Annotated in this window: 21 protein-coding genes; 18 read left to right on the forward strand and 3 right to left on the reverse strand. The window is 32.8% G+C overall.

Annotation, left to right across the window (positions count from 1 at the left end; all coding sequences use genetic code 11):
* Positions 1 to 7 precede the first annotated feature (7 nt).
* From HB672_RS12455 to argE, 5 genes are all read left to right on the forward strand, one after another.
* The gene (locus HB672_RS12455; protein WP_167769854.1) at positions 8 to 1294 is read left to right on the forward strand and encodes an amidohydrolase family protein; all 1287 of its coding nucleotides are present in this window, start codon (positions 8 to 10) and stop codon (positions 1292 to 1294) included.
* Positions 1295 to 1385: 91 nt separating this feature from the next.
* Entirely contained in the window at positions 1386 to 2183 is a 798-nt protein-coding gene (locus HB672_RS12460) for an RNA methyltransferase (protein WP_167769855.1), read from the forward strand.
* Entirely contained in the window at positions 2183 to 3415 is a 1233-nt protein-coding gene (locus tag HB672_RS12465; protein WP_167769856.1) for a M48 family metallopeptidase, read from the forward strand. Before HB672_RS12460 ends, HB672_RS12465 begins: the two co-directional genes overlap by 1 nt.
* Before the next feature lie 34 nt (positions 3416 to 3449).
* Entirely contained in the window at positions 3450 to 4853 is a 1404-nt protein-coding gene (locus HB672_RS12470; protein ID WP_167769857.1) for a TIGR00366 family protein, read from the forward strand.
* A 6-nt stretch (positions 4854 to 4859) separates the two neighbouring features.
* Positions 4860 to 6026, forward strand: a complete 1167-nt coding sequence (argE, locus tag HB672_RS12475; RefSeq protein WP_167769858.1) for an acetylornithine deacetylase — start codon at positions 4860 to 4862, stop codon at positions 6024 to 6026.
* 187 nt (positions 6027 to 6213) lie between these two features.
* Here argE and HB672_RS14720 read toward each other — a convergent pair whose 3' ends face one another.
* On the reverse strand, positions 6214 to 6462 hold the full coding sequence (locus HB672_RS14720; RefSeq protein ID WP_244306619.1) for a hypothetical protein: 249 nt from the start codon (positions 6460 to 6462) through the stop codon (positions 6214 to 6216).
* Positions 6463 to 6871: 409 nt separating this feature from the next.
* Between HB672_RS14720 and HB672_RS12485 the strand changes: the two genes are divergently transcribed.
* The 13 genes from HB672_RS12485 to HB672_RS12545 all read left to right on the forward strand — a co-directional run bounded on the left by HB672_RS12485 (position 6872) and on the right by HB672_RS12545 (position 22797).
* Positions 6872 to 7855: a hypothetical protein gene (locus HB672_RS12485; protein WP_167769860.1), complete on the forward strand. Its 984-nt coding sequence runs from the start codon at positions 6872 to 6874 to the stop codon at positions 7853 to 7855.
* A 225-nt stretch (positions 7856 to 8080) separates the two neighbouring features.
* Positions 8081 to 8767, forward strand: a complete 687-nt coding sequence (locus tag HB672_RS12490; protein WP_167769861.1) for a hypothetical protein — start codon at positions 8081 to 8083, stop codon at positions 8765 to 8767.
* 59 nt (positions 8768 to 8826) lie between these two features.
* Positions 8827 to 9330 carry a hypothetical protein gene (locus tag HB672_RS12495; RefSeq protein ID WP_167769862.1) on the forward strand — a complete coding sequence of 168 codons (504 nt, stop codon included), beginning with the start codon at positions 8827 to 8829 and terminating at the stop codon, positions 9328 to 9330.
* 58 nt (positions 9331 to 9388) lie between these two features.
* The gene (locus HB672_RS12500; RefSeq protein ID WP_167769863.1) at positions 9389 to 11602 is read left to right on the forward strand and encodes a RelA/SpoT family protein; all 2214 of its coding nucleotides are present in this window, start codon (positions 9389 to 9391) and stop codon (positions 11600 to 11602) included.
* A gap of 27 nt (positions 11603 to 11629) precedes the next feature.
* A complete protein-coding gene (locus tag HB672_RS12505; RefSeq protein WP_167769864.1) occupies positions 11630 to 12085 on the forward strand; it encodes a transcriptional repressor in 456 nt (151 codons plus the stop codon).
* Between the two features lie 7 nt (positions 12086 to 12092).
* Positions 12093 to 13364 carry an adenylosuccinate synthase gene (locus tag HB672_RS12510; RefSeq protein WP_167769865.1) on the forward strand — a complete coding sequence of 424 codons (1272 nt, stop codon included), beginning with the start codon at positions 12093 to 12095 and terminating at the stop codon, positions 13362 to 13364.
* Positions 13365 to 13490: 126 nt separating this feature from the next.
* Positions 13491 to 15260 (forward strand): OstA-like protein, encoded by a 1770-nt coding sequence (locus tag HB672_RS12515; RefSeq protein ID WP_167769866.1) that lies wholly within the window; start codon positions 13491 to 13493, stop codon positions 15258 to 15260.
* Position 15261: 1 nt separating this feature from the next.
* Positions 15262 to 16440 (forward strand): aminotransferase class III-fold pyridoxal phosphate-dependent enzyme, encoded by a 1179-nt coding sequence (locus tag HB672_RS12520; RefSeq protein ID WP_167770204.1) that lies wholly within the window; start codon positions 15262 to 15264, stop codon positions 16438 to 16440.
* A gap of 117 nt (positions 16441 to 16557) precedes the next feature.
* Positions 16558 to 17961, forward strand: a complete 1404-nt coding sequence (locus tag HB672_RS12525; protein ID WP_167769867.1) for a tetratricopeptide repeat protein — start codon at positions 16558 to 16560, stop codon at positions 17959 to 17961.
* 34 nt (positions 17962 to 17995) lie between these two features.
* Positions 17996 to 18913, forward strand: coding sequence for a DUF368 domain-containing protein (locus HB672_RS12530; protein WP_167769868.1), 918 nt, complete (start codon positions 17996 to 17998; stop codon positions 18911 to 18913).
* A gap of 3 nt (positions 18914 to 18916) precedes the next feature.
* On the forward strand, positions 18917 to 19936 hold the full coding sequence (locus HB672_RS12535; protein ID WP_167769869.1) for a DUF368 domain-containing protein: 1020 nt from the start codon (positions 18917 to 18919) through the stop codon (positions 19934 to 19936).
* Positions 19929 to 20666, forward strand: coding sequence for a shikimate dehydrogenase (locus tag HB672_RS12540; RefSeq protein ID WP_167769870.1), 738 nt, complete (start codon positions 19929 to 19931; stop codon positions 20664 to 20666). Before HB672_RS12535 ends, HB672_RS12540 begins: the two co-directional genes overlap by 8 nt.
* A gap of 85 nt (positions 20667 to 20751) precedes the next feature.
* Positions 20752 to 22797: a DUF349 domain-containing protein gene (locus tag HB672_RS12545; RefSeq protein ID WP_167769871.1), complete on the forward strand. Its 2046-nt coding sequence runs from the start codon at positions 20752 to 20754 to the stop codon at positions 22795 to 22797.
* 251 nt (positions 22798 to 23048) lie between these two features.
* On the opposite strand, the gene mazG is transcribed toward HB672_RS12545, so the two are convergent.
* Together mazG and HB672_RS12555 are read right to left on the reverse strand one after the other, a co-directional pair.
* Complete coding sequence (gene mazG / locus HB672_RS12550) at positions 23049 to 23828, reverse strand: nucleoside triphosphate pyrophosphohydrolase (protein ID WP_167769872.1); 780 nt, start codon at positions 23826 to 23828, stop codon at positions 23049 to 23051.
* A gap of 148 nt (positions 23829 to 23976) precedes the next feature.
* On the reverse strand, positions 23977 to 24492 hold the full coding sequence (locus tag HB672_RS12555; protein ID WP_167769873.1) for a hypothetical protein: 516 nt from the start codon (positions 24490 to 24492) through the stop codon (positions 23977 to 23979).
* Between the last annotated feature and the right edge of the window lie 3 nt (positions 24493 to 24495).

Here is a 24495-nt window from a genome sequence, read left to right on the forward strand (position 1 = left end):
ATAACAGATGAAAAAAATTATATATATATACTCAATTTTAATGTTATGTTGCTCACTAACTTTTGCGCAACAAACTCCTGCTGGTAAACAGACAGAAGCAATTACCATAACTGGAGCAACAGTACATATTGGTAACGGTACAGTTATAAATAATGGTACTGTAGTATTTGAGAACGGAAAAATCCAAGTGGTAGGAAGCTCAAATACTCCTACTAAAGGTAAAGTTATAGATGCTTCTGGAAAGCATGTGTATCCAGGTTTTATTGGTGCCAATACTAGCTTAGGGCTTGTAGAAGTTGATGCTGTAAACGCAACAAACGACCAAGTAGAAATGGGAAGCATGATTCCGCATGTGCGTAGCTTAATTGCTTACAATGCAGAATCTAAAGTCGTAGAATCTATGCGACCTAATGGAATATTAACAGCTCAAGTATCTCCAAATGGAGGACGAATTTCAGGAACATCATCCATCATGCAATTAGATGCATGGAATTGGGAAGATGCAGCAATAAAAACAGATGATGGCATCCACTTAAACTGGCCAAGTAGTTTCTCAAGAGGTCGTTGGTGGTTAGGTGAACCTCCTGGATTGAAACCAAACAGCAACTACGGAAAACAAGTAAGTGATATCGCAAATTTTGTAAAAGAAAGCAAAGCCTATTTAAAAGGAAAGCGTGCAACTAAAAATTTACCTTTTGAAGCCATGGAAGGCCTATTTGATGGTACTCAAAAACTTTATGTTCATGTAGATGATGAAAAAGGTATCACTGACGCAGTAAACTTTGCTATTGAAAATGGTATAAAAATGGTTGTTGTAGGTGGCTATCAAGCTCATGCAGTTACTGGTTTATTGAAAAGTAATAATATTCCTGTTTTAATAGACCACACGCAAAGTTTGCCAAAGACCGAAGATGAAGATTACGACTTACCATATAAAAATCCAAAATTATTAGCAGACGCTGGTGTTTTAGTGGGTATTCATACTGGTAACAACTCTAACTTCCAAACACGTAATTTACCTTTTTACGCTGGGCAAGTAGTTGGACAAGGAATGAGTAAAGAAGATGCCTTAAAATTAATCACGTCTAATATTGCTAAAATATTAGGGATTGACGACCAATTAGGAACTATAGAAGTTGGTAAAAATGCTACACTTTTTATAAGCGAAGGAGATGCATTAGATATGAGAGGTAACCAATTAACTCATGCTTTTATTGATGGTCGTGCTATTAGCTTAGAAACTCATCAAACAGAATTATGGAAACGATACCATAATAAATATCAAGGACAATAAATTATTTTAACATCCTAAAAGGCGAGCTATATAGCTCGCCTTTTTTATTAAAAACACTGTTCCCCAAAGTATAATTCTTATTTTTGCGACAATGGCAAAACAAATTTTTAGCATACAAAATTCATTAATTAAACAACTAGTTCAATTAAAAGAAAAATCTAGAGCTCGTAAAAATTCAGGTTTGTTTTTAATAGAAGGACAGCGTGAAATTAGTTTAGCTATTAAAGGCAACTACGAGATTGAAACTATTTTGTTTTACCCAAAACTTTTTGCAGAAAAACAACTGAGTAGCCTAACTACACAACAACTAAACACAATAGAAATTTCAAAAGATGTCTATCATAAATTAGCACATCGCGAAACCACTGAAGGCATTTTGGCAGTTGCTAAGGTAAAATCATTAAGCTTAGCTGAACTCAATCTTAAAAGTAAAAACCCACTAATTCTAGTTGCTGAAGCTCCTGAAAAACCAGGTAATATTGGAGCATTACTTCGTACAGCTGATGCTGCAAATGTTGATGCTGTTATTATTGCCAACCCAAAAACCGATTTGTATAATCCTAACATCATTCGTTCAAGTGTTGGTTGTGTTTTTACCAATCAAATTGCAACAGGCTCAACTGAAGAGGTAATTAATTATTTAAAAGAAAACAATATTAATATCTATTGTGCCGCTTTACAAGCTTCAGTTGATTATCATACACAAGACTACACCAAACCAACTGCCTTAGTTGTTGGAACTGAAGCAACAGGTCTGAGTGACAAATGGATAGAACATGCAACACAAAATATCATAATCCCAATGCAAGGTGTTATTGACTCCATGAATGTATCTGTTGCGGCTGGAATATTAATTTTTGAAGCAAAACGACAAAGACAATTTAACTAATGACAAGCACAGCACTATTTTATATCATCATAGGAATTATCATAATCAATTTTATCATTGATAAAATTCTTGGTGCATTAAATGCAAAACACTTTAATGACGAATTACCTCCTGAATTACAAGATGTTTATGATGAAGATGAATACAAAAAATCTCAAGAATATAAAGCGGTTAATTACAGATTTTCAAATTTCACATCGCTATTCTCATTATTTTTAACCTTAGGATTCTTCTATTTTGATGGCTTTGAATATGTCGATAATATTGCTAGAAGCTATAGTGATAATACCATTGTCATAGCTCTCATTTTCTTCGGAATTATTATGCTTGCTAGTGACATCATTACAACACCATTTTCTTATTACAAAACTTTTGTGGTCGAAGAAAAATTTGGTTTTAACAAAACAACAACCAAAACGTTTATTCTTGATAAGATAAAAGGTTGGCTTGTGTTAGTCATTCTAGGAGGAGGAATTTTAACCTTGATTATTTGGTTTTATGAAGCCACAGGTAGCAATTTTTGGTTATACGCTTGGGCTTTGGTGACTGCTTTTTCAGTATTCATGAATATGTTCTACTCTAAACTGATTGTTCCATTGTTCAACAAGCAAACACCTTTAGAGGAAGGTGAACTCAGAAATAAAATAGCAGAGTACGCTAAGACAGTTGGTTTTAAACTCAATAAAATATTCGTAATTGATGGTTCTAAACGAAGCACAAAAGCCAACGCCTATTTTTCAGGATTTGGTAGTGAAAAACGTGTCACACTTTATGACACTTTAATTAAAGATTTAGATGACGAAGAAATTGTTGCTGTTTTGGCTCACGAAGTTGGTCATTACAAACGCAAACACATTATTTTCAACCTTTCTGCATCTATTTTGCTAACTGGTTTAACACTGTATATTTTGTCATTATTAATTTCAAACCCTTTGTTATCAAATGCTTTAGGTGTTGAGATATCGAGTTTCCATATTGGATTAATCGCTTTTGGATTATTATATAGTCCAATTAGTGAAATTACTGGTTTAATTATGAATGTTATGTCTCGAAAGTTTGAGTATCAGGCTGATAATTATGCCAAAGACACCTATGCTGAAGAACCACTTATCACTTCACTAAAAAAGCTATCCAAAAACAGCTTAAGTAATTTAACACCTCATCCTGCGTATGTGTTTATGCATTATTCGCATCCAACGTTATTGCAACGTATTAAGAATTTGAGGTCGTAAAAGAAAAGACTATCTTAGGCTCTTTATTTTTTAAATGAGCGAAATCAATCTTAAAAACAAACCATGGTACAAGCGTATTCCGCATGCAGTAACCATGTTGTTTGGTATCATCATTTTAGTTTCTATTCTTACATATATACTTCCAGCTGGAGCTTATGAACGTATTTTGGTTGATGGCAGAAAAGCAGTCGTACCAGATTCATACAAAGTCATTCCGTCTACACCAATTGGGTTATTGGATATGTTTAAAGCTATGCCTCTTGGGTTTAAAGCAGCTGTAGAAATTATTTTTATTGTATTCGCTGGGGCGATTATGTTTGGATTTATGGAAAAATCTAAAGCAGTCGAAAATTCGGTTGGCACACTCGTTAAATCCTTAGGTTTAAAAAATAAAAACCTCATTATCGTTATCATGACTTTTATCTATGGCCTATTAGGTGTAGCAGTTGGTTATGAAAATAATATTGCTATGGTTCCTATTGCTGCGGTTTTAAGTTTAGCTCTTGGTGGCGATTTAATTTTGGCTGCAGGTATTTCGGTTGGTGCCATGACCATTGGATTTGGACTCTCTCCTATCAACCCTTATACTGTTGGCACAGGTCATAAAATTGCTGAATTACCAATGTTTTCAGGAGCATTGTTACGAAGTATACTTTGTTTTGTTGGCTTAAGCATTATGGCGTATTACAATGTGAGATACTTCAAAAAAATAACAAAACACCCTGAAAAAAGCTTAGGCAAAGGTTTAGATATAAGCAATATGTCTCTATCAAAACCCATTAGGGATTATAGAGTTTCAGGAAATAACTGGATGGTAATTTCCATTTTTATCATTGGCTTATTAGTCATTTTGTATGGCGTTTTCAACTTAAAATGGTATCTCAACGAGCTATCTGCTGTATTTTTAATGATTGGTTTAGTGTGTGGTATTGTGTCTAGAATGGATGCCACAACCATGAGTGAAACTGTTTTAAAAGCAGTATCTGTTGCTGCTCCTGGAGCGTTTATGGTTGGTTTTGCAACATCAATAAAAGTGCTCATGGAAATGGGAAATATTGGAGACACCATCTCCTATAATTTATCAGTGATGCTTCAAGATTTACCTTTGTATGCTTCTGCAATTAGCATGTCGGTTTCACAAACAGTTATCAACTTTTTTATTCCGTCAGGAAGTGGTCAAGCATTGGCAACCTTACCTGTAATGCTCCCCTTAGGAGAATCTTTAGGACTAACAAGACAAATAACCATTTTAGCATTTCAAATTGGCGATGGTTTATCTAATTTAATCAATCCAACTTTAGGAGGTCTCATTGCTATGTTAAGTATGTGTCGAGTACCAATTGACAGATGGATTCGATTTATTTTTCCAGTCTTAATTACCCTATTTTTAATCGCATCTTTGGCACTTGTGATAGCAGTAGCAACAAATTACAGTTAACAACTTATGACAGTAGAAAATATTTTAGCAAAACTCGTGTCCTTTCCAGTACTTGGAGGCGAAAGTAATTTAAGCATCATCCATTGGATTAAAGAGTATATAGAATCTTATGGTATTACGACTACTTTAGTTCCAAATGAAGAAGGAAATAAGGCATCATTGCATTGCAGAATTGGTCCAGCTATTGATGGAGGCATGATTCTTTCTGGTCATACAGACGTAGTTCCAGTTAAAGGTCAAGAATGGACAACAGACCCTTTTAAACTCACAGATAAAGGCGACGGTAAACTCTACGGAAGAGGTTCTTGCGACATGAAAGGTTTTGTAGCTTGTTGTTTAGCTGCATTACCAAATATGGTAAAAGCCGATTTAAAAAAACCTGTTTATTTTGCCTTTTCCTACGATGAAGAAATTGGATGTTTAGCTGGGCCAGAATTAGCTCAAGCTATAAAAACACATTATAACGAAACACCTAAATATGCTATTATTGGTGAACCCTCTTTAATGGAACCCATTGTTGGTCAAAAAGGAATTTATATTTTAGAAACTTACGTAAATGGTTCTGCAGGACATAGTAGCAGAATTAAACAAGAAGTAAGTGCCATACACGAAGCAATGCGACTCATTTTATGGTTAGAAAATAAGATGAATCGCCTCATAGAAGATAATCGATTAGACAAACGCTTTCATCCTCCGCATTCTTCAATTCATGTTGGTCAAGTTAATGGTGGCATTGCACCAAACGTTATTGCAGATAAAGCTTATTTTTATTGGGATTTACGCACTATTCCAATGGATAAAACAGACACGATTGTCAATGAATTTGAAGCCTATTGCAGAGAACGCGAACAAGAATTGCGACAGGTTTTTCCAGATTTTAAAATTAAAACCATAGAAAACCATCCTCCAGTCATTCATTTAGATACTAAAGAAACAGATGATGTTGTAGATTTAATAAAACGTATTTCTGGAAACTCAAAATTGAATACTGTGGCTTATGGCGCTGAAGCTGGACAATTCGCTGCCGAAGGTTTTCAAGCTGTTATATGTGGTCCTGGTTCTATTGCACAAGCACATAGAGCAGATGAATTTATTGCAAAAGATGAATTAGTGAAAGGCATGGAAATGATGAATAAGTTAATTACAGAGCTAAGTTCTACTCATTTACAATAGAAACAAAACATTGACTTTATCATAAAAAACCACTAACTTCGTTTACTTTCAATGAATTAACTTCAGTTGACGTCGGATATAAGTCATTAAAACGACGCATATCTGTAAAAACATTAGCAACAAGCAACATAAATTCATAATTAGATATATACGTGAGCATTCTAAAAACAAAAAGAGAAAACTCTGGCTACACACAATTAGAGTTAGCAAAAAAATCGAAGTTGTCCTTGAGGACAATACAGCGTTTAGAATCCAACAATATAGAACCCAAAGGGCATACTCTAACTGTACTATCTGAAGCTTTTAATATAAATCCATCAGATCTTCTAGAGCAATTCAAAATTGTTGAGCAAACTAAAAAATCTGAAACGGCTTTCATTAGGATTATTAATTTATCTGTTTTATCTTGTTTAGTAATTCCTTTTGGTAATATCATTTTACCATTAATACTTTGGAGGAAAAACCGTAAATCCAAGTTCGTTGATGAAATTGTAAAACGAATTATTAATGTTCAAATCATATGGTGCATATCCCTTTCTTTTTTTCTTTCCATATCACCTCTAATAAGTCGTATGCTTTTCTCAAACAGATCAATAATCTTAATTGTTTTATTTCTGATATATGCTGCTAATGTTATTATTGTTTACTTAACAGCTATTAAACTACAGCGAAATAATTTCAGAATACTAAACATTCCTGTTCGCTTCATATAATACTGAAATTAGAGGAATTGTCATAAAATTGGCGGTATTTCAAACACTAATTTCTTTCATTTTTAGTCTTTATTTGTTTAACTGGACTTTCCATAAACTCAAAGGATTTCATCACATCAAAAAAAGATAATTATGAAGAAAAAATCAAAAATCATTATTTCAATTTCAATACTATGTATTCTATTTGTTGCCTGTGGCTGCTATACTTATAAATCTAGTTTTGGAATTTGGGAAATAAAAAAATCAAGCAAAGCAGAAATTGTATGGGCTGACTTTATATGGAAAAATCAAACCATTAATGGAAAATATTTCGAAAAAACAGCCATGCTTATTCCTTGTAAAATAAAAGAAATAGAAAATAATTTGACTTTCCAATTTGATATAGGTTCTAACAGAACGATGCTTTATGAAAAAAGTCTAAGTTCATTCTATTTTCAAAATGAAACATTGTCAGAGAATGTAGAAAAATTTAAATTTCCTTTGAATTTTTCCAAGAATAAAAAGCTTTTTAAAAATTTAAATATATCATTTGGAGGTTACGAACTTTTCAATGAAAGTTCATATGTGCTAGGAAACTATGGTCTTGTTTCATCTGTTGAAAAAATTAACAAAGGAGATACGATTCATATAGGAACGATTGGAGCTGATTTATTTCAAGGAAAGGTTTTAATTATTGATTATCCAAAACAAAAATTTGCTATTTGTGAAGAAGTTCCGGATCAATTCAAAAAGACATTAGTTGATATTGAATTGGATAAAAATGGCAGACCCGTTCTTCCACTATTATTAAATTCAAAAAAATATAGAATATTATTTGACAATGGGTCAAGTTTATTTCCACTTGCTACCAGTACAAAAAATATCAATAATTTTAGTACAAATCCAGTTTTAGATAGTATTGAAATTTCTTCTTGGGGAGAAAAGCATATAGTTGATAGTAGAATGATTACTGACACATTTGATTTAGCTGGTAGGAAATTTTGTAATGTGAAAATTTACGAAAACCATACAGGTTTAGGAATAGACAAAAAAACAGATGGAATGGCTGGAAATTTTTTATTTTGGAATAGCACTATAGTTATAGACTTTAAAAATAAAAAAATTGGAATATATTAAAAACTCTATCTTGAATGATAAGCCAGTTGCCAACACCGTATATAATTTATTGCTGGCTACTTCCCTATTTACGAAAGTCCTCGCGGACTTTCTTGGTCGGTAATTATTTACTAAATAGTTGCTTGAAACACACAACAAACCATACACAAGACCGTTAAACGAACTTCAAAAAAAATTGAAAGCATTTTTAATTTCATTATCTTAGTTGAAACTAAAACAAACAACATGAAAAGAGTAATTATAGTATTTGCTTTTTTAGCAATATTAACATCTTGTAACTCAGAGTCTAAGACAAAAGATAATGGCACAGAACAATCTGATACGACAACTCAATTAGAAACTGATGCTTCAGAAGAAGTAGATATCACTCTTAAAGACATAACTACAGATGAAGCTTTAATTGCAACCGCATTAATGGCTGCACCTGAAGAAAGTAGAGCAAATGCCACAGTAATTGGATACAATATGGCTGGAGAGTTTGTAACCCTAAAAGAAGGTAGTAATGAATTTATTTGTCTGGCAGATGACCCAAAAAAAGACGGTTTTAGTGCAGCATGCTATCATAAAAATCTTGAACCATTTATGGCAAGAGGTAGAGCATTAAAAGCAGAAGGAAAAACGTTTCAAGAAATATTTAATATTAGAGAAGCAGAAGCTAAATCTGGAAAGCTTGATATGGGAGGGCTTGGATCAACGTTACACATTTACTTTGGACCTGAAACACAATACAATCCAGAAACATCTAAAGTTAAAAACGCAAAGTACAGGTATGTTGTATATATGCCATTTGCTACAGCTGAATCTACTGGTTTACCTGAGGTTCCAATAGCACCTAACCATCCTTGGATAATGAATCCTGGAACTCATAGAGCACATATAATGATTTCGCCCATCCCAGAGAAAAAAGAATAACAAAAATTTACGCAACGTTTTTGTGTTAAATGCATCTATATTGTAAAAGATATGTTATTATGAAAAATTCTATTGTATCCTTACTTATTCTATTAGTAGTATCTTCATGTAGTTCTGATGATGTTGAAAGCTATGATATAAGTACCTTTTACTTCACTACTGAATCCAGAATTTTATTAACTACTGAAAATGAATACACTTACGCCAATATTGAATATGGTGAGAATCTTGTTTTTAAGTATGAGTTCATTAAAGCAGACGACCCTAATATTCAAGACGACGAATATTCCGAAAGACTTATTTTTGAAATTGATCCTTCCTTAGATAATTTCACTTATAATGCCGAAGATATTACAAACGCTAAAGCCTATTTTAACCAATATTGTTTTTGTGCAGACACACAAAGCATTCCTATTGTATCTGGTACTATTAATGGAACAAAACTAGGACTAAATGATTGGTTGGTAAGTATTGATGTAAGCTTTGAACTTAATGGAGAGCTACAATCTAGAAGTATAAACAAAGTGTTTTCGAATAGAGCCCTTTTTCGTCAAAGCTATTAATTAAATTAAATCCCAAAAACATATTGCTCATTAATTTACTTTATGCTATTTTTAATCTATGACAGATGTTGAGATTGAAAAAGAAAATGCAGCCATTGCAAAAGAGTACAAGGAGCTCCTAAAAATTAGTTACCGTATGCTTACCGATGAGGATAAAAAACTCATTAGAAAAGCATTTGATGTGGCTGTTGATGCGCATAAAGATCAACGCCGTAAATCTGGCGAAGCTTACATATTTCATCCTATTGCAGTTGCTAAAATTGTAGCTTCAGAGATTGGTTTAGATGCCACTTCTATTGCTGCTGCATTACTTCATGATGTAGTTGAAGATAATCCTGATTTCACGATTGATGATATAGAGCAGCTCTTTGGTGAAACTGTTGCCAAAATAGTTGATGGGTTAACCAAAATATCATCGCTAAAAAAGGATATGAATGTGTCGATGCAAGCAGAAAATTTTCGCAAAATGCTGCTTACATTGCATGACGATGTTCGAGTGATAATCATAAAAATTGCCGATAGATTACATAATATGCAAACTATGGAATCTATGCGAGCAGATAAGCAAGTAAAAATTGCTTCAGAAACACTTTACATTTATGCTCCTTTAGCTCACAGAATTGGGCTTTACAACATTAAAACTGAACTTGAAGATCTTAGTTTAAAATACACCGAGCCCGAAGTATATAAAGATATACTACATAAAATAAAGGAAAGTAAAGAGCAGCAAGATGCCTACATCAAGGATATAAGTGATATTCTAAAAATTTCTCTGGACAAAGAGGGCTTAAATTATGATATTAAAGGGCGTCCAAAATCTATTTTTTCGATACGCAAAAAAATGGTAAAACAAGGCGTATCTTTTGACGAAGTTTACGACAAGTTTGCAGTTAGAATTATTTACAAATCCGATATTGAAAATGAAAAATTTCTAGCTTGGAAAATTTATTCTATAGTAACCGACCATTTTAGACCTAACCCTATTCGCTTACGCGATTGGATTTCCTCTCCAAAATCCACTGGTTATGAAGCATTACACATTACGGTTATGGGGCCAAAAGGACGTTGGGTAGAAGTACAAATTCGTAGTGAGCGTATGAATGAAATAGCCGAAAAAGGCTACGCAGCGCATTATAAATATAAAGAAGGTAGTGAGAAGGACGACAGCTTAGACACCTGGATTAGCCGATTGCAAGAAGCTCTGGAAAACCCTGATGGAAACGCAGTCGATTTTGTAGAGCAATTTAAACTTAACCTTTATTCTAAAGAAATATTTGTTTTTACACCTACTGGTGAATTAAAATCATTACCCAAAGGAGCTACACCTCTAGATTTTGCATTTAGTATCCATACAGAGGTTGGTATGAAAACTCGCGGTGCAAAAGTAAATGGCAAACTAGTACCATTGAGTCATGAACTACAAAGTGGCGACCAAGTAGAGATTATGACTTCGGAAAATGCCAAACCAAATACCAATTGGTTGGATTATGCCACGACAGCAAGAGCACGAAGTAAAATAAAATCGTCCCTAAAAGCCGAAACCAAAATTGTTGCTGAAGACGGTAAAGAAATTTTACGACGAAAATTAAAGCAACTTAAAATTACGCTTAACGAAAAATCGACCAATGAACTTGTAAATTATTTTAATTTAAAAACAAGTCTTGATCTTTTTTACCGTGTTGGTATTGGTAGTATCGATAGTAAAATGCTTAAAGAATTTTCATCTTCAAGGAGTAATGCTTTAGTTAGTTTTATTAAAAATAAAATCACAAGAAAGCCGTCTATTTCAAAAGAAGATATTGAGAAAGACGAAATAACTGCCAAATACGATATGTTAGTGTTTGGTAAGGAAGAAGAAAAGCTTAACTACAAACTTTCAAATTGTTGCAACCCCATTCCTGGAGATGCAGTTTTTGGTTTTTTAACAATAAATGAAGGTATAAAAGTGCATAAAAAAAACTGTCCAAACGCTCTTAGCTTGCAGTCTAATTATGCTTATAGAATAATGTCGGCAAAATGGATAGATTCCTCTCAACAGGAGTTTACTGCCATTATCAAATTAAATGGTATCGACAACCTTGGCTTGGTTAACGAAATTACCAAAGTAATTTCCAGTAACATGCATGTAAACATGAAGAATATTAGTTTTGATACTGATGATGGTGTGTTTAATGGGAAAATTACAGTAGTTGTAAAAAACAACAATTTGGTAAAGAAATTAATGGATAGACTTAAAAAAATTAATGGTATAGAAAAAGTCTCTAGAGTTTAAAAAATAGTTTAAATTTGCAACGGATTTATGAGTGCAAAAACCGAAAATAAAAACCAAGACATTGTAAAAAATGTATTCACTAAATTTTTAGAAGATAATGGTCATAGAAAAACGCCAGAGCGTTACGCTATTCTTCAAGAAATTTACGATAGTAACGATCATTTTGACATAGAATCTCTATACATAAAAATGAAAAATAAAAACTATCGTGTATCTCGTGCTACACTATACAATACTATTGAGCTTTTATTGGATTGTGCTTTAGTTAGAAAACACCAATTTGGGCAGAATCAAGCGCATTACGAAAAATCTTATTTCGACAAACAACACGACCATGTTATTTTAACCGACAGTGGTGAAGTTATCGAGTTTTGCGATCCAAGAATTCAGTCCATAAAAAAAACAATCGAAGAAGTTTTTGACATTGACATTCATAATCATTCACTCTACTTTTACGGAACAAAAAAACAACCAACTAACTAATTACATAATGGCAGTAGATTTACTACTAGGTTTACAATGGGGAGACGAAGGCAAAGGTAAAATTGTTGATGTACTAACCTCTAACTATAATATTATTGCACGATTTCAAGGTGGTCCAAATGCTGGACACACACTTGTTTTTAACGGCATGAAACATGTTTTGCATACAATTCCATCAGGGATTTTCCATGAAGATGCTGCAAATCTTGTTGGGAATGGCGTGGTAATAGATCCTGTAATATTTAAAAAAGAACTGGACAAATTAGCAGAACAAAATGTAGATTATAGAAAGTCATTATTAATCTCTAGAAAAGCACATTTAATTTTACCAACACATCGTTTATTAGATGCTGCTAGTGAAACTGCTAAAGGAAAAGCAAAAATTGGTTCGACGCTAAAAGGTATTGGACCAACTTATATGGACAAAACTGGACGTAATGGTATTCGCGTTGGCGATATTGAATTAGAAGGTTGGAAAGACAAATATCGTGCCTTAGCAAATAAGCACGAGGCTATGATTGATTTTTACGATGTAAATATTCAATATGATTTAGATGAATTGGAAAAAGAGTTTTTTGAAGCTATTGATGTTTTAAAGTCACTAACTTTCATTGATTCTGAAGAGTATATTTTTCAGGCTCAAAAAAGTGGGAAATCTATTTTAGCAGAAGGTGCGCAAGGGTCTTTACTAGATATCGATTTTGGAACCTATCCTTTTGTAACATCATCTAATACCACAGCAGCAGGTGCTTGTACTGGTTTAGGAATTGCTCCAAACAAAATTGGAGAAGTATTCGGTATTTTCAAAGCCTACACAACTCGTGTTGGTTCAGGACCATTTCCTACCGAGTTATTTGACGAAGTTGGAGAAACTATGGGGCGTGTTGGTCATGAATTTGGCGCAACAACAGGACGTAGTCGTCGTTGTGGTTGGTTAGATTTAGTAGCTTTAAAATATGCCTGCCAAGTGAATGGTGTTACGCAATTAATGATGATGAAAGCTGATGTTCTGTCAGGTTTTAAAAGCCTAAAAGTATGTACTGCCTATAAGTATAAGGGAGAAGAAATCACACATTTGCCTTTTAATATTGAAGCACATAACGTGACGCCTATTTACAAAGAATTTAAAGGTTGGAAAGAAGATTTAACTGCTATGGAGAATGATTTTCAAATACCTAAAGAATTAAACGACTATATAGATTTTTTAGAAAAAGAACTAGAAACACCTATTAAAATAGTTTCTGTTGGACCAGACAGAAAGCAAACTATTTTTAGGTAAATAAAGTTAACTCAATAAATAAAACCTGTAATCAGCCTAGTTGTTTACAGGTTTTTTATGCTAAAAATTTATTAACTAGCAATAAAGAACTAATATAATAGTTATTTTTACCATAAATAATAGGCCTTGAAATTTTATAAATTCACATATCTACTTGTATTCATTACTTTTCTTGTTTCCACTTGCTTATTTGCTCAACAAAAACGAAAAATAGAAGTTAAGTATGCTGGAAATTTTGAATTTAACGAAGAAAAACATCCTGGAGCAAGGATCTTTTTTAGAGACGATTCGCAACAAATTCACATTTTCCATGATGGTATTGATATGTGGTGTGATCAAGCTATATACTTTGAGAAAGAAAACTTTGTAGAAGCTTACGGCAGTGTTATAATAAAACAAGGGGATTCCATTAACATGAACTCGAAATATGTTGAGTATAGCGGAATCACAAAACTAGCTTATGCCAGTGGTGACGTTGTTTTAACAGACCCCACTTCAATCATAAAAACTGATACGCTTTACATGGATCGTGTAAAACAGCAAGCTTATTATAAAAGCGGCGGAACAGTTGTTAAGGATTCATCTGGTACAATTACAAGTCAAAGAGGGATTTATTACATGTCCAATAAAAAGTACCAGTTCGTTCAAAATGTAAAATTGGTAAACCCTGAATATGTTATAGAATCAGACCAGTTAGATTATTATTCTGAAACTGGTAGAGCGTATCTTTTTGGCCCAACAACTATTACTGGAGAAACGAGTACAATTTATTGTGAGCGGGGTTTTTACGATACTAAAAATGACACAGGCTATTTCTTAAAAAAATCACGAATCGATTATGATGACCGAATTATAGAAGGTGATAGTTTGTATTTTGATAGAAACAGAAGTTTTGCTTCGGCAACAAACAATATAAAAATTACCGACACCATAAATAAAGCGATTATAAAAGGCCATTATGCCGAAGTTTTTAGGGATAGGGATTCTGTATTTATTACCAAACGTGCCCTGGCAATTTCAGTTCAAGAAAACGATTCTATTTATATTCATAGCGACACTTTAATGGTCACAGGAAAGCCTGAAAACAGAATTACAAGAGCCTATTATAACGCGAAAATCTACAAATCGGATATTAGCGGAAAAGCAGATTCAATTCATGTAAATCATAAAACTGGATTGACAAAACTTATTAATTTAGGACGCTTTTCATCTAATGATAAATTTGCAAAAAAACGCACACCAGTTTTATGGAATATTGGCAACCAAATGACTGGAGATACCATCCACCTCATTTCTAATCCAGAAACTAAAAAACTAGATTCCTTAAAAGTATTTGATAACGCTTTTATAATTAGTAATGATACTCTTGGAAATGGCTATCATCAAATGTCTGGAAAACAACTTTTTGGTTTTTTTGAAGATAATAAACTCAGCACCATTGACATTATAAAAAATGCAGAGTCCATTTACTATATGAGAAATGACAAAAACGAACTCGTAGGTACAGATAAATCGAGATCTGGAATCATAAAAATATGGATTACCGATAATGCTATTGATGAAGTACGAAAAATTAAAGATGTAGATGGCAATGTATTTCCAGAAGGTGATTTTCCCGAAAAAGAAAGCTTACTAAGAGGTTTTGTATGGAGAGACGATGAGCGACCAAAAAGTGTAGATGACCTTTTTAAAGATGACCCTCCGCTTGAACTACCAGTAATTAAAGGATTGGAAGATTACGTGCCTCAAGATGAATTTTTTGATGATGCATTGATGCTACGTGTAAAAGAATCGGACAAAAAAAGTAACTCAAAACAAAGTAAGGCATCGCGAAAGATTCCTAAGAAACCAAAAATTGGTGAGAAAACATCTAAAAAAATCACAAAACAACAATAACATTAAAAACGATTTTTTTAAATACCAAGCGCAAACAACACCACATCCATTGGCAATGGAAATTTCCCATGCAGATGGGAACTATATCTATGACACCAACAATAAAGCGTATTTAGATTTTGTTGCTGGCGTATCTGCATGCCCTTTAGGTCATGGTCACCCAAAAGTTGTCTCAGCTATAAAAGAACAAGCCGATAAATATTTACACGTCATGGTTTATGGCGAGTATATTCAAAAGCCAGCTATAGATTTAACAAAACTCTTAGCAAAACATTTACCAGACCCTTTAGAAAGTACCTATTTAACCAATTCTGGTACCGAAGCTATCGAAGGCGCACTTAAACTAGCGCGTCGTTATACAGGACGCTCTGAAATTATTGCCGCACACAAAGCCTATCACGGAAATACCATGGGGTCTTTGAGTATCATGGGATTTGAAGAACGCAAGCAACCTTTTAGACCATTAGTTCCTGATGTTCGGTTTATTACTTTTAACAATGCAGAAGAGTTAACAAAAATCACCAAGAAAACTGCAGCTGTCATATTGGAAACCATTCAAGGTGGCGCTGGATTTATCGAGCCAACAAATAATTATTTACAACAAGTACAAAAGCGCTGTAACGAGGTTGGAGCCTTATTGATTTTAGATGAAATTCAACCAGGAATTGGTCGTACAGGAAAACTCTTTGGTTTCGAAAATTACAACTGCATTCCAGATATTGTGGTTACTGGAAAAGGCCTTGGAGGTGGTTTACCAATTGGTGCTTTTACAACTTCAAAAGCAATGATGGATTGCCTAAAAGACAATCCAAAATTGGGTCATATCACCACTTTTGGAGGACATCCTTTAATAGCTGCAGCAGCATTAGCAGCACTTAAAGAAATTACATCTACTAATTTAATTTCTGAAACTTTAAAAAAAGAAACACTAATTAGAGAACATCTTCTGCACCCTCTTATTAAAAAAATTAGAGGAAAAGGATTGATGTTAGCCGCTATTTTACCATCTGACGATATAGTAAATCGTGTTATTTTACAATGTCAAGAAGAAGGATTAATACTATTCTGGTTACTTTTTGAACCTTGTGCCATTCGTATCACACCTCCCCTTACCATATCTGACAGTGAGTTAATTACAGGCTGTGAAATCATAAAAAAAGTATTAAATAAAATAGCTTAAAAAGTCACTTTTAGTAGGAAAATTGCTGTTAATTACTTTGTTGAAAACAATGATTATTCTTTCTCAAATCTAAGCAATAGAATACTAATTTTATTTTGTGAACTTTTAATGCCACCTATGGAGTTTAGTCAATACGACGACAACAATAATCTATCTCTCACAAAATTTGAGTCCATGTTAAAAACCAATAATATATTGTTTTTTGACTCAAATGAATTCGAGAATATCATCCACCATTATTTAGACAATGGGAAAATAGCTTTAGCAAAAAAAGCTATAAATCTTGGGTTGCAACAACATCCAGCTTCTATAAATTTAAAGTTATTTCAAGTTGAAATTTTTGTATTTGAAAATAAGCTGGATAAAGCTGATGCGCTTTTAAATGAGCTATACGAAATAGAGCCTAACAATGAAGAAATCTATATTCAAAAAGCCAATATTTTTTCAAAAAAGGATGAGCATTTAAAGGCAATTCATATTTTAAAGAAAGCATCAGAAATTACTGAAGAATCTGCCGATATTTATTCACTTTTAGGAATGGAGTATCTTTTCTTAGACAAATTTGAAGACGCCAAGTTCTATTTCATGAAATGCTTGGAGGTCGATACCGAAGATTATTCAGCTTTATATAATGTCATTTATTGTTTTGACTTTTTAGAGCAAAACAATGAAGCCATAGATTACTTAAACTTATATCTAGACACAAACCCTTATTGTCAAGTCGCATGGCATCAATTGGGCAAGCAATATTTTTCGGTAAAAGATTACGAAAAAGCATTAGCAGCCTTTGATTTTGCTATTATTTCAGATGATACATTTGTAGGAGCTTACCTTGAAAAAGGAAAGGTTTTAGAAAAATTAATACGCTACGAAGAAGCGATTGAAAATTACAAAATCACACTAGCTATAGACGACCCAACATCTTTTGCATTGCTCAGAATTGGTAAATGCTACGAAAAACTGGATCAAAAAGAGTTAGCAGTACAACACTATTATAAAACAGTTGAAGAAGATCCTTTATTGGATAAAGGTTGGATTGCTATTACAAGCTTCTATAACAAAGCACAAAATTATCAGAAAGCGCTTTTTTACATAAACAAAGCTATTAACATTGATTCTGAAAATGTAATATATTGGAAGCTTTATGCACAACTAAACCAACGCTTGAACTTTTTGGAAGAAGCCGAACGTGGTTATAAAAAAACATTAGAGCTTGGTAATTATGAATTAAAAACGTGGTTATCTAGAGCTGATATTTTAATACAACTTGGTGAGTACGAGGCTGCCATAGTTAGCTTAGATGAAACTTTAGAGTTTTATACTGATAATGAAGAAGTGCAATACCGTTTGGCAGGTTTACATTTTATGCTAGGCAAGGAAAATGATGCACATGTTTATTTAAACAATTCATTACGTATAAACCCAGAGTACTCTTTTATTATTGAAGAACTTTTCCCAGCAATCTATTCTTTGAATAAAGTACAAGAAATTATAGAAAAATATAGAAACCCTTCCAGCTAAAATTACCTAACTTTACGTTTCTTAAATTAAAGTAATGCAAAGACGTTTAATAGATTATCTCGTTATTTCTTTAAAAGGATTGGCGATGGGAGCAGCAGATGCTGTTCCTGGGGTTTCAGGAGGCACCATAGCCTTTATTTCAGGTATTTACGAAGAATTAATAAACACTATTAGTGGTGTAAATTTATCATTATTTACTACTTTAAAAAAACAAGGCTTTAAGGCTTTTTGGAAACAGCTTAACGGTAATTTTATTTTAGCATTACTTCTAGGAATTGTTATCAGTTTTGTATCGTTTATGAAACTTGCAAAGTACCTTATAGAATACCATCCAATATTAATTTGGTCATTCTTTTTTGGACTCATTGTTGCTAGTATTTATTTTGTTGGAAAGCAAATAACCAAATGGAATATAGCCACAGTTTTAGCCATTATCATTGGCACAGCCATAGCATACTATGTTACAACCATTCCAGCTTCCGATGTAAATGACAGTCCTTATTTTTTATTTTTTGCTGGAGCAATAGCAATATGTGCCATGATTTTACCAGGAATCTCGGGTTCTTTTATCCTTGTAATTCTTGGAGCTTACAAAACATTAAGCGATGCTATAGACGTTTTGGATATTAAGAAGCTAGCCTTATTTGTTGGTGGTGCTGTTGTTGGTTTATTAAGTTTTAGTCATGTTTTAAAATGGCTGTTCAAAACCTATCATAACTTAACACTTGCAATTTTAACTGGGTTTATTTTGGGTTCATTAAACAAAGTTTGGCCGTGGAAAGAAGTGTTGAGCTGGAGAACTAACTCAAAAGGGGAAGAAGTGCCGCTTTTAGAACAAAGCATTTCTCCCACATCATTTGATGGTGAACCACAAGTTTTATTCGCTGCTGGATTAATGCTAATTGGCTTTTTAACAATTATTCTTTTAGAGAGAATAGGCAAAAAAAGTTAATTAATGCAAAGCACCAGAACACTTAAAGACAAATTGTTTTTAGTCATTAAAGGACTAGGCATGGGAGCTGCAAATAAAGTTCCTGGAGTATCTGGTGGTGTAGTTGCTTTTGTTGCTGGTTTTTACGAAGAGTTTATATACTCTTTGCAAAAAGTAAACGGAAAAGCTTTTAAATTATTGATAAACGGTCGGTTTAAAAGCTTTTATCGCTATATAAATGGACGCTTTATAAGTCTGTTATTCTTAGGGATGATAGTAAGTTATTTTAGCGTTTCCAAAATCTTAGATTATTTAATTGTTCATTACGAATTATATGTTTGGAGCGTATTTTTTGGAATGATTATAGGCTCAATTTACTATATAGGCAAAGACTTTGATGATTGGTGTAATAAAACCATTATATCGGTTTGTATTGGGATCATTGTTGGTTTAAGCATTAGTTTTTTAGATCCTGCTACTGAAAATGACAACCTGTGGTTTGTCTTTTTCTGCGGAATGATTAGCATAACTGGAATGACACTTCCAGGATTTTCAGGTTCATTTATTTTGATTCTTTTAGGTAATTATGTTTTACTGTTAGTAGATTCTGTTAATGCGCTTTACGATACAATTTTTGATGTTTTTACGGGCGATTTTTCGTTTGCAAGCAATCCTGAGCGTATTAGAATGTTGAAAGTTTTAGGCGTGTTCACACTGGGTTCAGTAGCTGGATTAGTAACTTTTTCTCATATAATAAATTATGTACTAAAGCATTATAGAAACATCACACTTTCATTACTAATGGGGTTTATTATTGGGTCGTTAGGTGTTGTATGGCCTTGGAAAGAAACTATTTATAAAACAACTAAAAGTGGTGCTTTAATTCTAGATTCCAGAGGAGAGAAAATTATTGAAAATTACAGTCGCTATATGCCCCAAATGCAAAACGAAACATATATTGCAATAGCTTATATATTGCTTGGGATTTTAATAGTTTTAGCTTTAGAATGGTATGGTAAAAAAACAAGGAAAATAAATGGCTGAATTTGGACTTATAGGCAAAGATATTGACTACTCGTTTTCAAAATCTCATTTTGGTGAAAAATTTAAAAATGAAGGTTTAAAGCATACCTATGAAAATTTTGATATCGATTCAATTGATAAGTTTCCAGAAATTATAAGCTCAACAAAAAGGCTTCGAGGCTTAAACGTTACCATTCCTTATAAGGAGGCCGTTATTCCTTATCTTACCAGATTACATAAAACAGCAAAAAAAATAGGTGCTGTAAATACTATTAAAATCACAAAAAAAGGAAAACTTATAGGTTACAACACTGATTATTTTGGTTTTAAAAAATCGATAGAGCCACATTTGAAGTCGCATCATAAAAAAGCACTTATTTTAGGAACTGGTGGTGCTTCAAAAGCTATTGTGTATGCTTTAAAAAAACTAGGTATTGATTACAAATACGTTTCTAGAAAAGCAGCAGGCAATCATGTTTTTACGTATGTAACCCTTACCGAAAATGACATAAAATCGTATCAAATAATTATTAACTGTACACCTCTTGGTACCTACCCTAAAACCAACGAATGCCCAGATATTCCTTACGATGCCATTGATAAAACACATTTAGTTTTTGACCTTATTTACAATCCAGAAGAAAGTAAATTTCTAACCATTGCAAAACTCAAAGGTGCAACTATTTGCAACGGTTCAAAAATGTTAGAACTACAAGCAGAAAAAGCATGGAGGATTTGGCAGAAATGCTAAAACCAGTCTAAATAAACTTCATTACTTTGTAATTCCCTGTGTTAATAGTATCTTTAAACTTTAAAGAACCTAAACATTGAAAGATATGTCTGAGAAAGATAACCTGCAAGAAGCAGATGGAATAAAAGAAGAAAACACGCCTCAAGTTGAAAATGCATCTGAAAACACAGATACTGAAGCTGTAGAAGAATCTACTAGCAGCACACAAGCTACTGATGAAGTAAAAAAAGAACCTGAGGTAGTTGAAGAATCTCCAAAAGAAGAAAGTACTAAAGAAGAAGTAAGTTTAGAAACACAAACTTCCAAAGAGTCGTTAGCAGAAAATGACACCTCTGAAAAAACCGATGACGTTTTAGAAGAAATAGAAGCTTCAAACGCCGAAGATGCCGAAGATGAAGCCAATAGCAAACGTCATGACATCAAAGAAAAAGACTATCATGCAATGTCACTTGATGTTTTAGTTGATGAACTTGAATACCTAGTAAAAAATGAGAAAATTCAAACAATTAAATCTCATTTTGAAACCATTAAAAATGAATTCAACACTAAGTTTAGTGCCTTATTAGAGGAGAAAAAAGAAGAATTCATAGAAGGTGGAGGCAACTCAATTGATTTTCACTTTAAAAGTGCAGAAAAAACGCGCTTCAATGATATTTATAGAGAATATCGCGATAAACGTCAGGATTATTATAAAAACTTAGAAAAGAATTTAAAGGCCAATCTTGAACAACGATTAGAGATTATTGAAGAGATTAAAGGGCTTATAAATGTTGAAGAAAACATAAATACTACTTACAAGCATTTTAAAGAACTTCAGGAAAGTTGGAGAAGTGCAGGACCAATTCCAAGAGACAAATACAATAATGTATGGAATAATTACCACCATCATGTTGAGATTTTTTATGACTTCTTACATTTAAATCGCGATTTAAGAGATTTAGATTTTAAACATAATTTAGAGCAGAAGCAAAAAATAATTGCTCGTGCTGAGGAATTAGCTCAAGATAGTGATAGCAATAGAGCTTTTAGAGAATTACAAGTGCTACATAAAATTTGGAAAGAAGAGTTAGGTCCTGTAGATAAAGAATATAGAGAAGATATTTGGGAGCGTTTTAGCGCTGCCACTAAAACCATTCATGAAAAGCGACAAGTGTTTTTTGAAGAGATGGACAAGGTCTACGAAAAAAACTTAGAGCTTAAACATGAAATTATCTCGAAGATAAATGCCATAGCTGAAGATGAAACCAATAACCATAGTGCTTGGCAAAAGAAAATTAAATCCATAGAACAACTACGTCAGGACTTTTTTAATGCTGGAAAAGTGCCTATTAAAGTAAACGAAGAAACTTGGGCAAAGTTTAAAGATTCGGTTAGAGCGTTTAATAGAAAAAAGAATGCGTTTTATAAAGGCTTAAAGAAAGACCAATATGATAATCTTCAAAAGAAATTAGAGCTTATTAAAATCGCTGAAGACAATAAAGACAGTGAGGATTTTGAAGCGACCACTTCGTTAATGAAGAAAATTCAAAGTGATTGGAAAAAAATTGGTCATGTACCAAGAAAGGACAGCGATAAAATATGGAAGCAATTTAAAACAGCTTGTAACCATTACTTTGATAAATTTCATGAAAGTAAAAATGCTGCCAATAAAGAAGAAGTTGAAGCATTAGATAAGAAAACAAAATTGCTTGAAAGTATAAGTTCTTTAGAATTTACAGATAATGTCGAAGCTAGTTTAGCAACCATACAAGAAAAAATTGCTGAATGGAAGGCTATTGGTCGTGTACCATATAATAAGCGTTTTATTGATGGGAAATTCAATAAAGCAATTGATGCCTTATATGGTAAGCTCAACATGAATAAAGCTGATATCGAATTGTTAAAATATGATAATAAATTAATGACAATGTCTAGTGATAAGCGCTCATTGGATAACGAACATAACTTTATTAGAAAAAAAATAGGTGATATTAAAGGAGAAATAAATCAGTTGGAGAATAATTTACAGTTTTTCTCTAATGTTGATGATGACAATCCTTTAGTGAAAGATGTATATAAAAATATAGAAAAGCATAAAAGCAGCTTAAGCACTTGGAAAGAAAAGCTTAAAAGAATTAAGCAATACTACTAAAAAGCACATCCTACTTGCGAAAACAGGTAGGATGTAAACTTCTAACTAAACTAAATAAAATTGATTTTTTTTAAATCCTTATTTAAAAGGATTGTGTGCTATTAATCCGAGCAATTTTATTTCTCTATGATATAGAGTTATTATACTTACGAGTAAAAGTATGTGTTTGGATGTTTTTAAAGTAAAAAAGTTAATCAACTTTATATCTTCCCATGTTTTGAGATTTGAAAATCAATAGATTTTCTAATTCCCTATTTTGGCAATTGCTTCGCTTCTTCCCAAAATACATCCATTTCAGCTAAGGTCATGTCTTTTAATGGCTTATTTAATGCTTTCGCTTTTTCTTCAAGGTACTGAAATCGTTTTGAGAATTTTTTGTTGGTTTTTTCTAAAGCATTTTCTGGGTTTATTTTTAAGAAACGTGCGTAGTTTATCATAGAAAATAATACATCACCAAACTCACTTTCAATCGCTTCTTGATTCCCATTGGCAACTTCAGCTTTAAACTCTTCCAGCTCCTCTTCTACTTTTTCCCAAACTTGTTTTGGTTCTTCCCAATCAAATCCAACACCAGCTACTTTATCTTGAATACGATTTGCTTTTACTAATGCAGGTAAACTTTTAGGTACACCTTGCAACACACTCGTTTTACCCTCTCTTAATTTTAGGTTTTCCCAATTTTGCTTTACTTCTTCTTCATCTTTCACTTTAACATCGCCATAAATATGTGGATGTCTATTTATTAGTTTCTCACAAATAGCGTTGGTCACATCAGCAATATCAAAATCGTTAGTTTCACTTCCAATTCTAGCATAGAATACAATGTGAAGCAGTAAATCTCCTAATTCGCCTTTTACTTCTTGTAAATCATTATCTAGAATCGCATCACCTAACTCGTAAGTCTCTTCAATAGTTAAGTGACGTAACGTTTGCATGGTTTGCTTTTTATCCCAAGGACATTGCTCTCGCAACTCGTCCATGATGGTTAACAATCTATCAAAAGCTTTCAGTTGGTCTTTTCGGGAATTCATGCATTAAAGTTTGAACAAAAATAACAGATTTGAGTGAGGTTTTAGAGAATTGTTATTAACAGAAAATTAAGTGTCTAATTGGAGCTATGCTTATTCTTTACAGCTTAGTCTTCATTTTAATGTGGTTTAGCTATTGTGCATTCTTTTTTTATACGCTATACCATTCAAGAGTTTTAAGATTCTCTAGCTTAATATTTTTAATCTTATATTTTTCAATGATATCTTTAGCTTTCTTAGTACAAATAATCTTCATTGTTGATTCAGGTATAAAAAAGTCGCAACCATCCCATGTTTTAATATCAAACTCATATCCTATTACAAATCCACTTTGCTCAGGTCTTATTGGAGAACCACAAGTTCCAGTGCATTGAAATCCTTTATAGCCATCTAATTCAATATCTGACTCTATGCTAAAAGTCTTCCAACCTGTCAAACTATTTGACTCTAGTGCATAGATAAGACTTGGTGATACCAAAAAATTAAATACGTCTTGCAAGCGGACTATATCATAAGCTTTTCTTCCTTGACTTTTTTTGACTTTCAGAGGGTTAGGATTATACTCACCTGTTTTTAGTTTTTTATCATCATAATCACCAATGACCTCCACAAATAATTCCACATTATTTGAATTAAAACTTAATGAATAAAAATCTTCTTGCTTCATATT

The sequence above is a fragment of the Gaetbulibacter sp. S0825 genome (genome assembly GCF_011777505.1).
Lineage (GTDB): Bacteria > Bacteroidota > Bacteroidia > Flavobacteriales > Flavobacteriaceae > Pontimicrobium.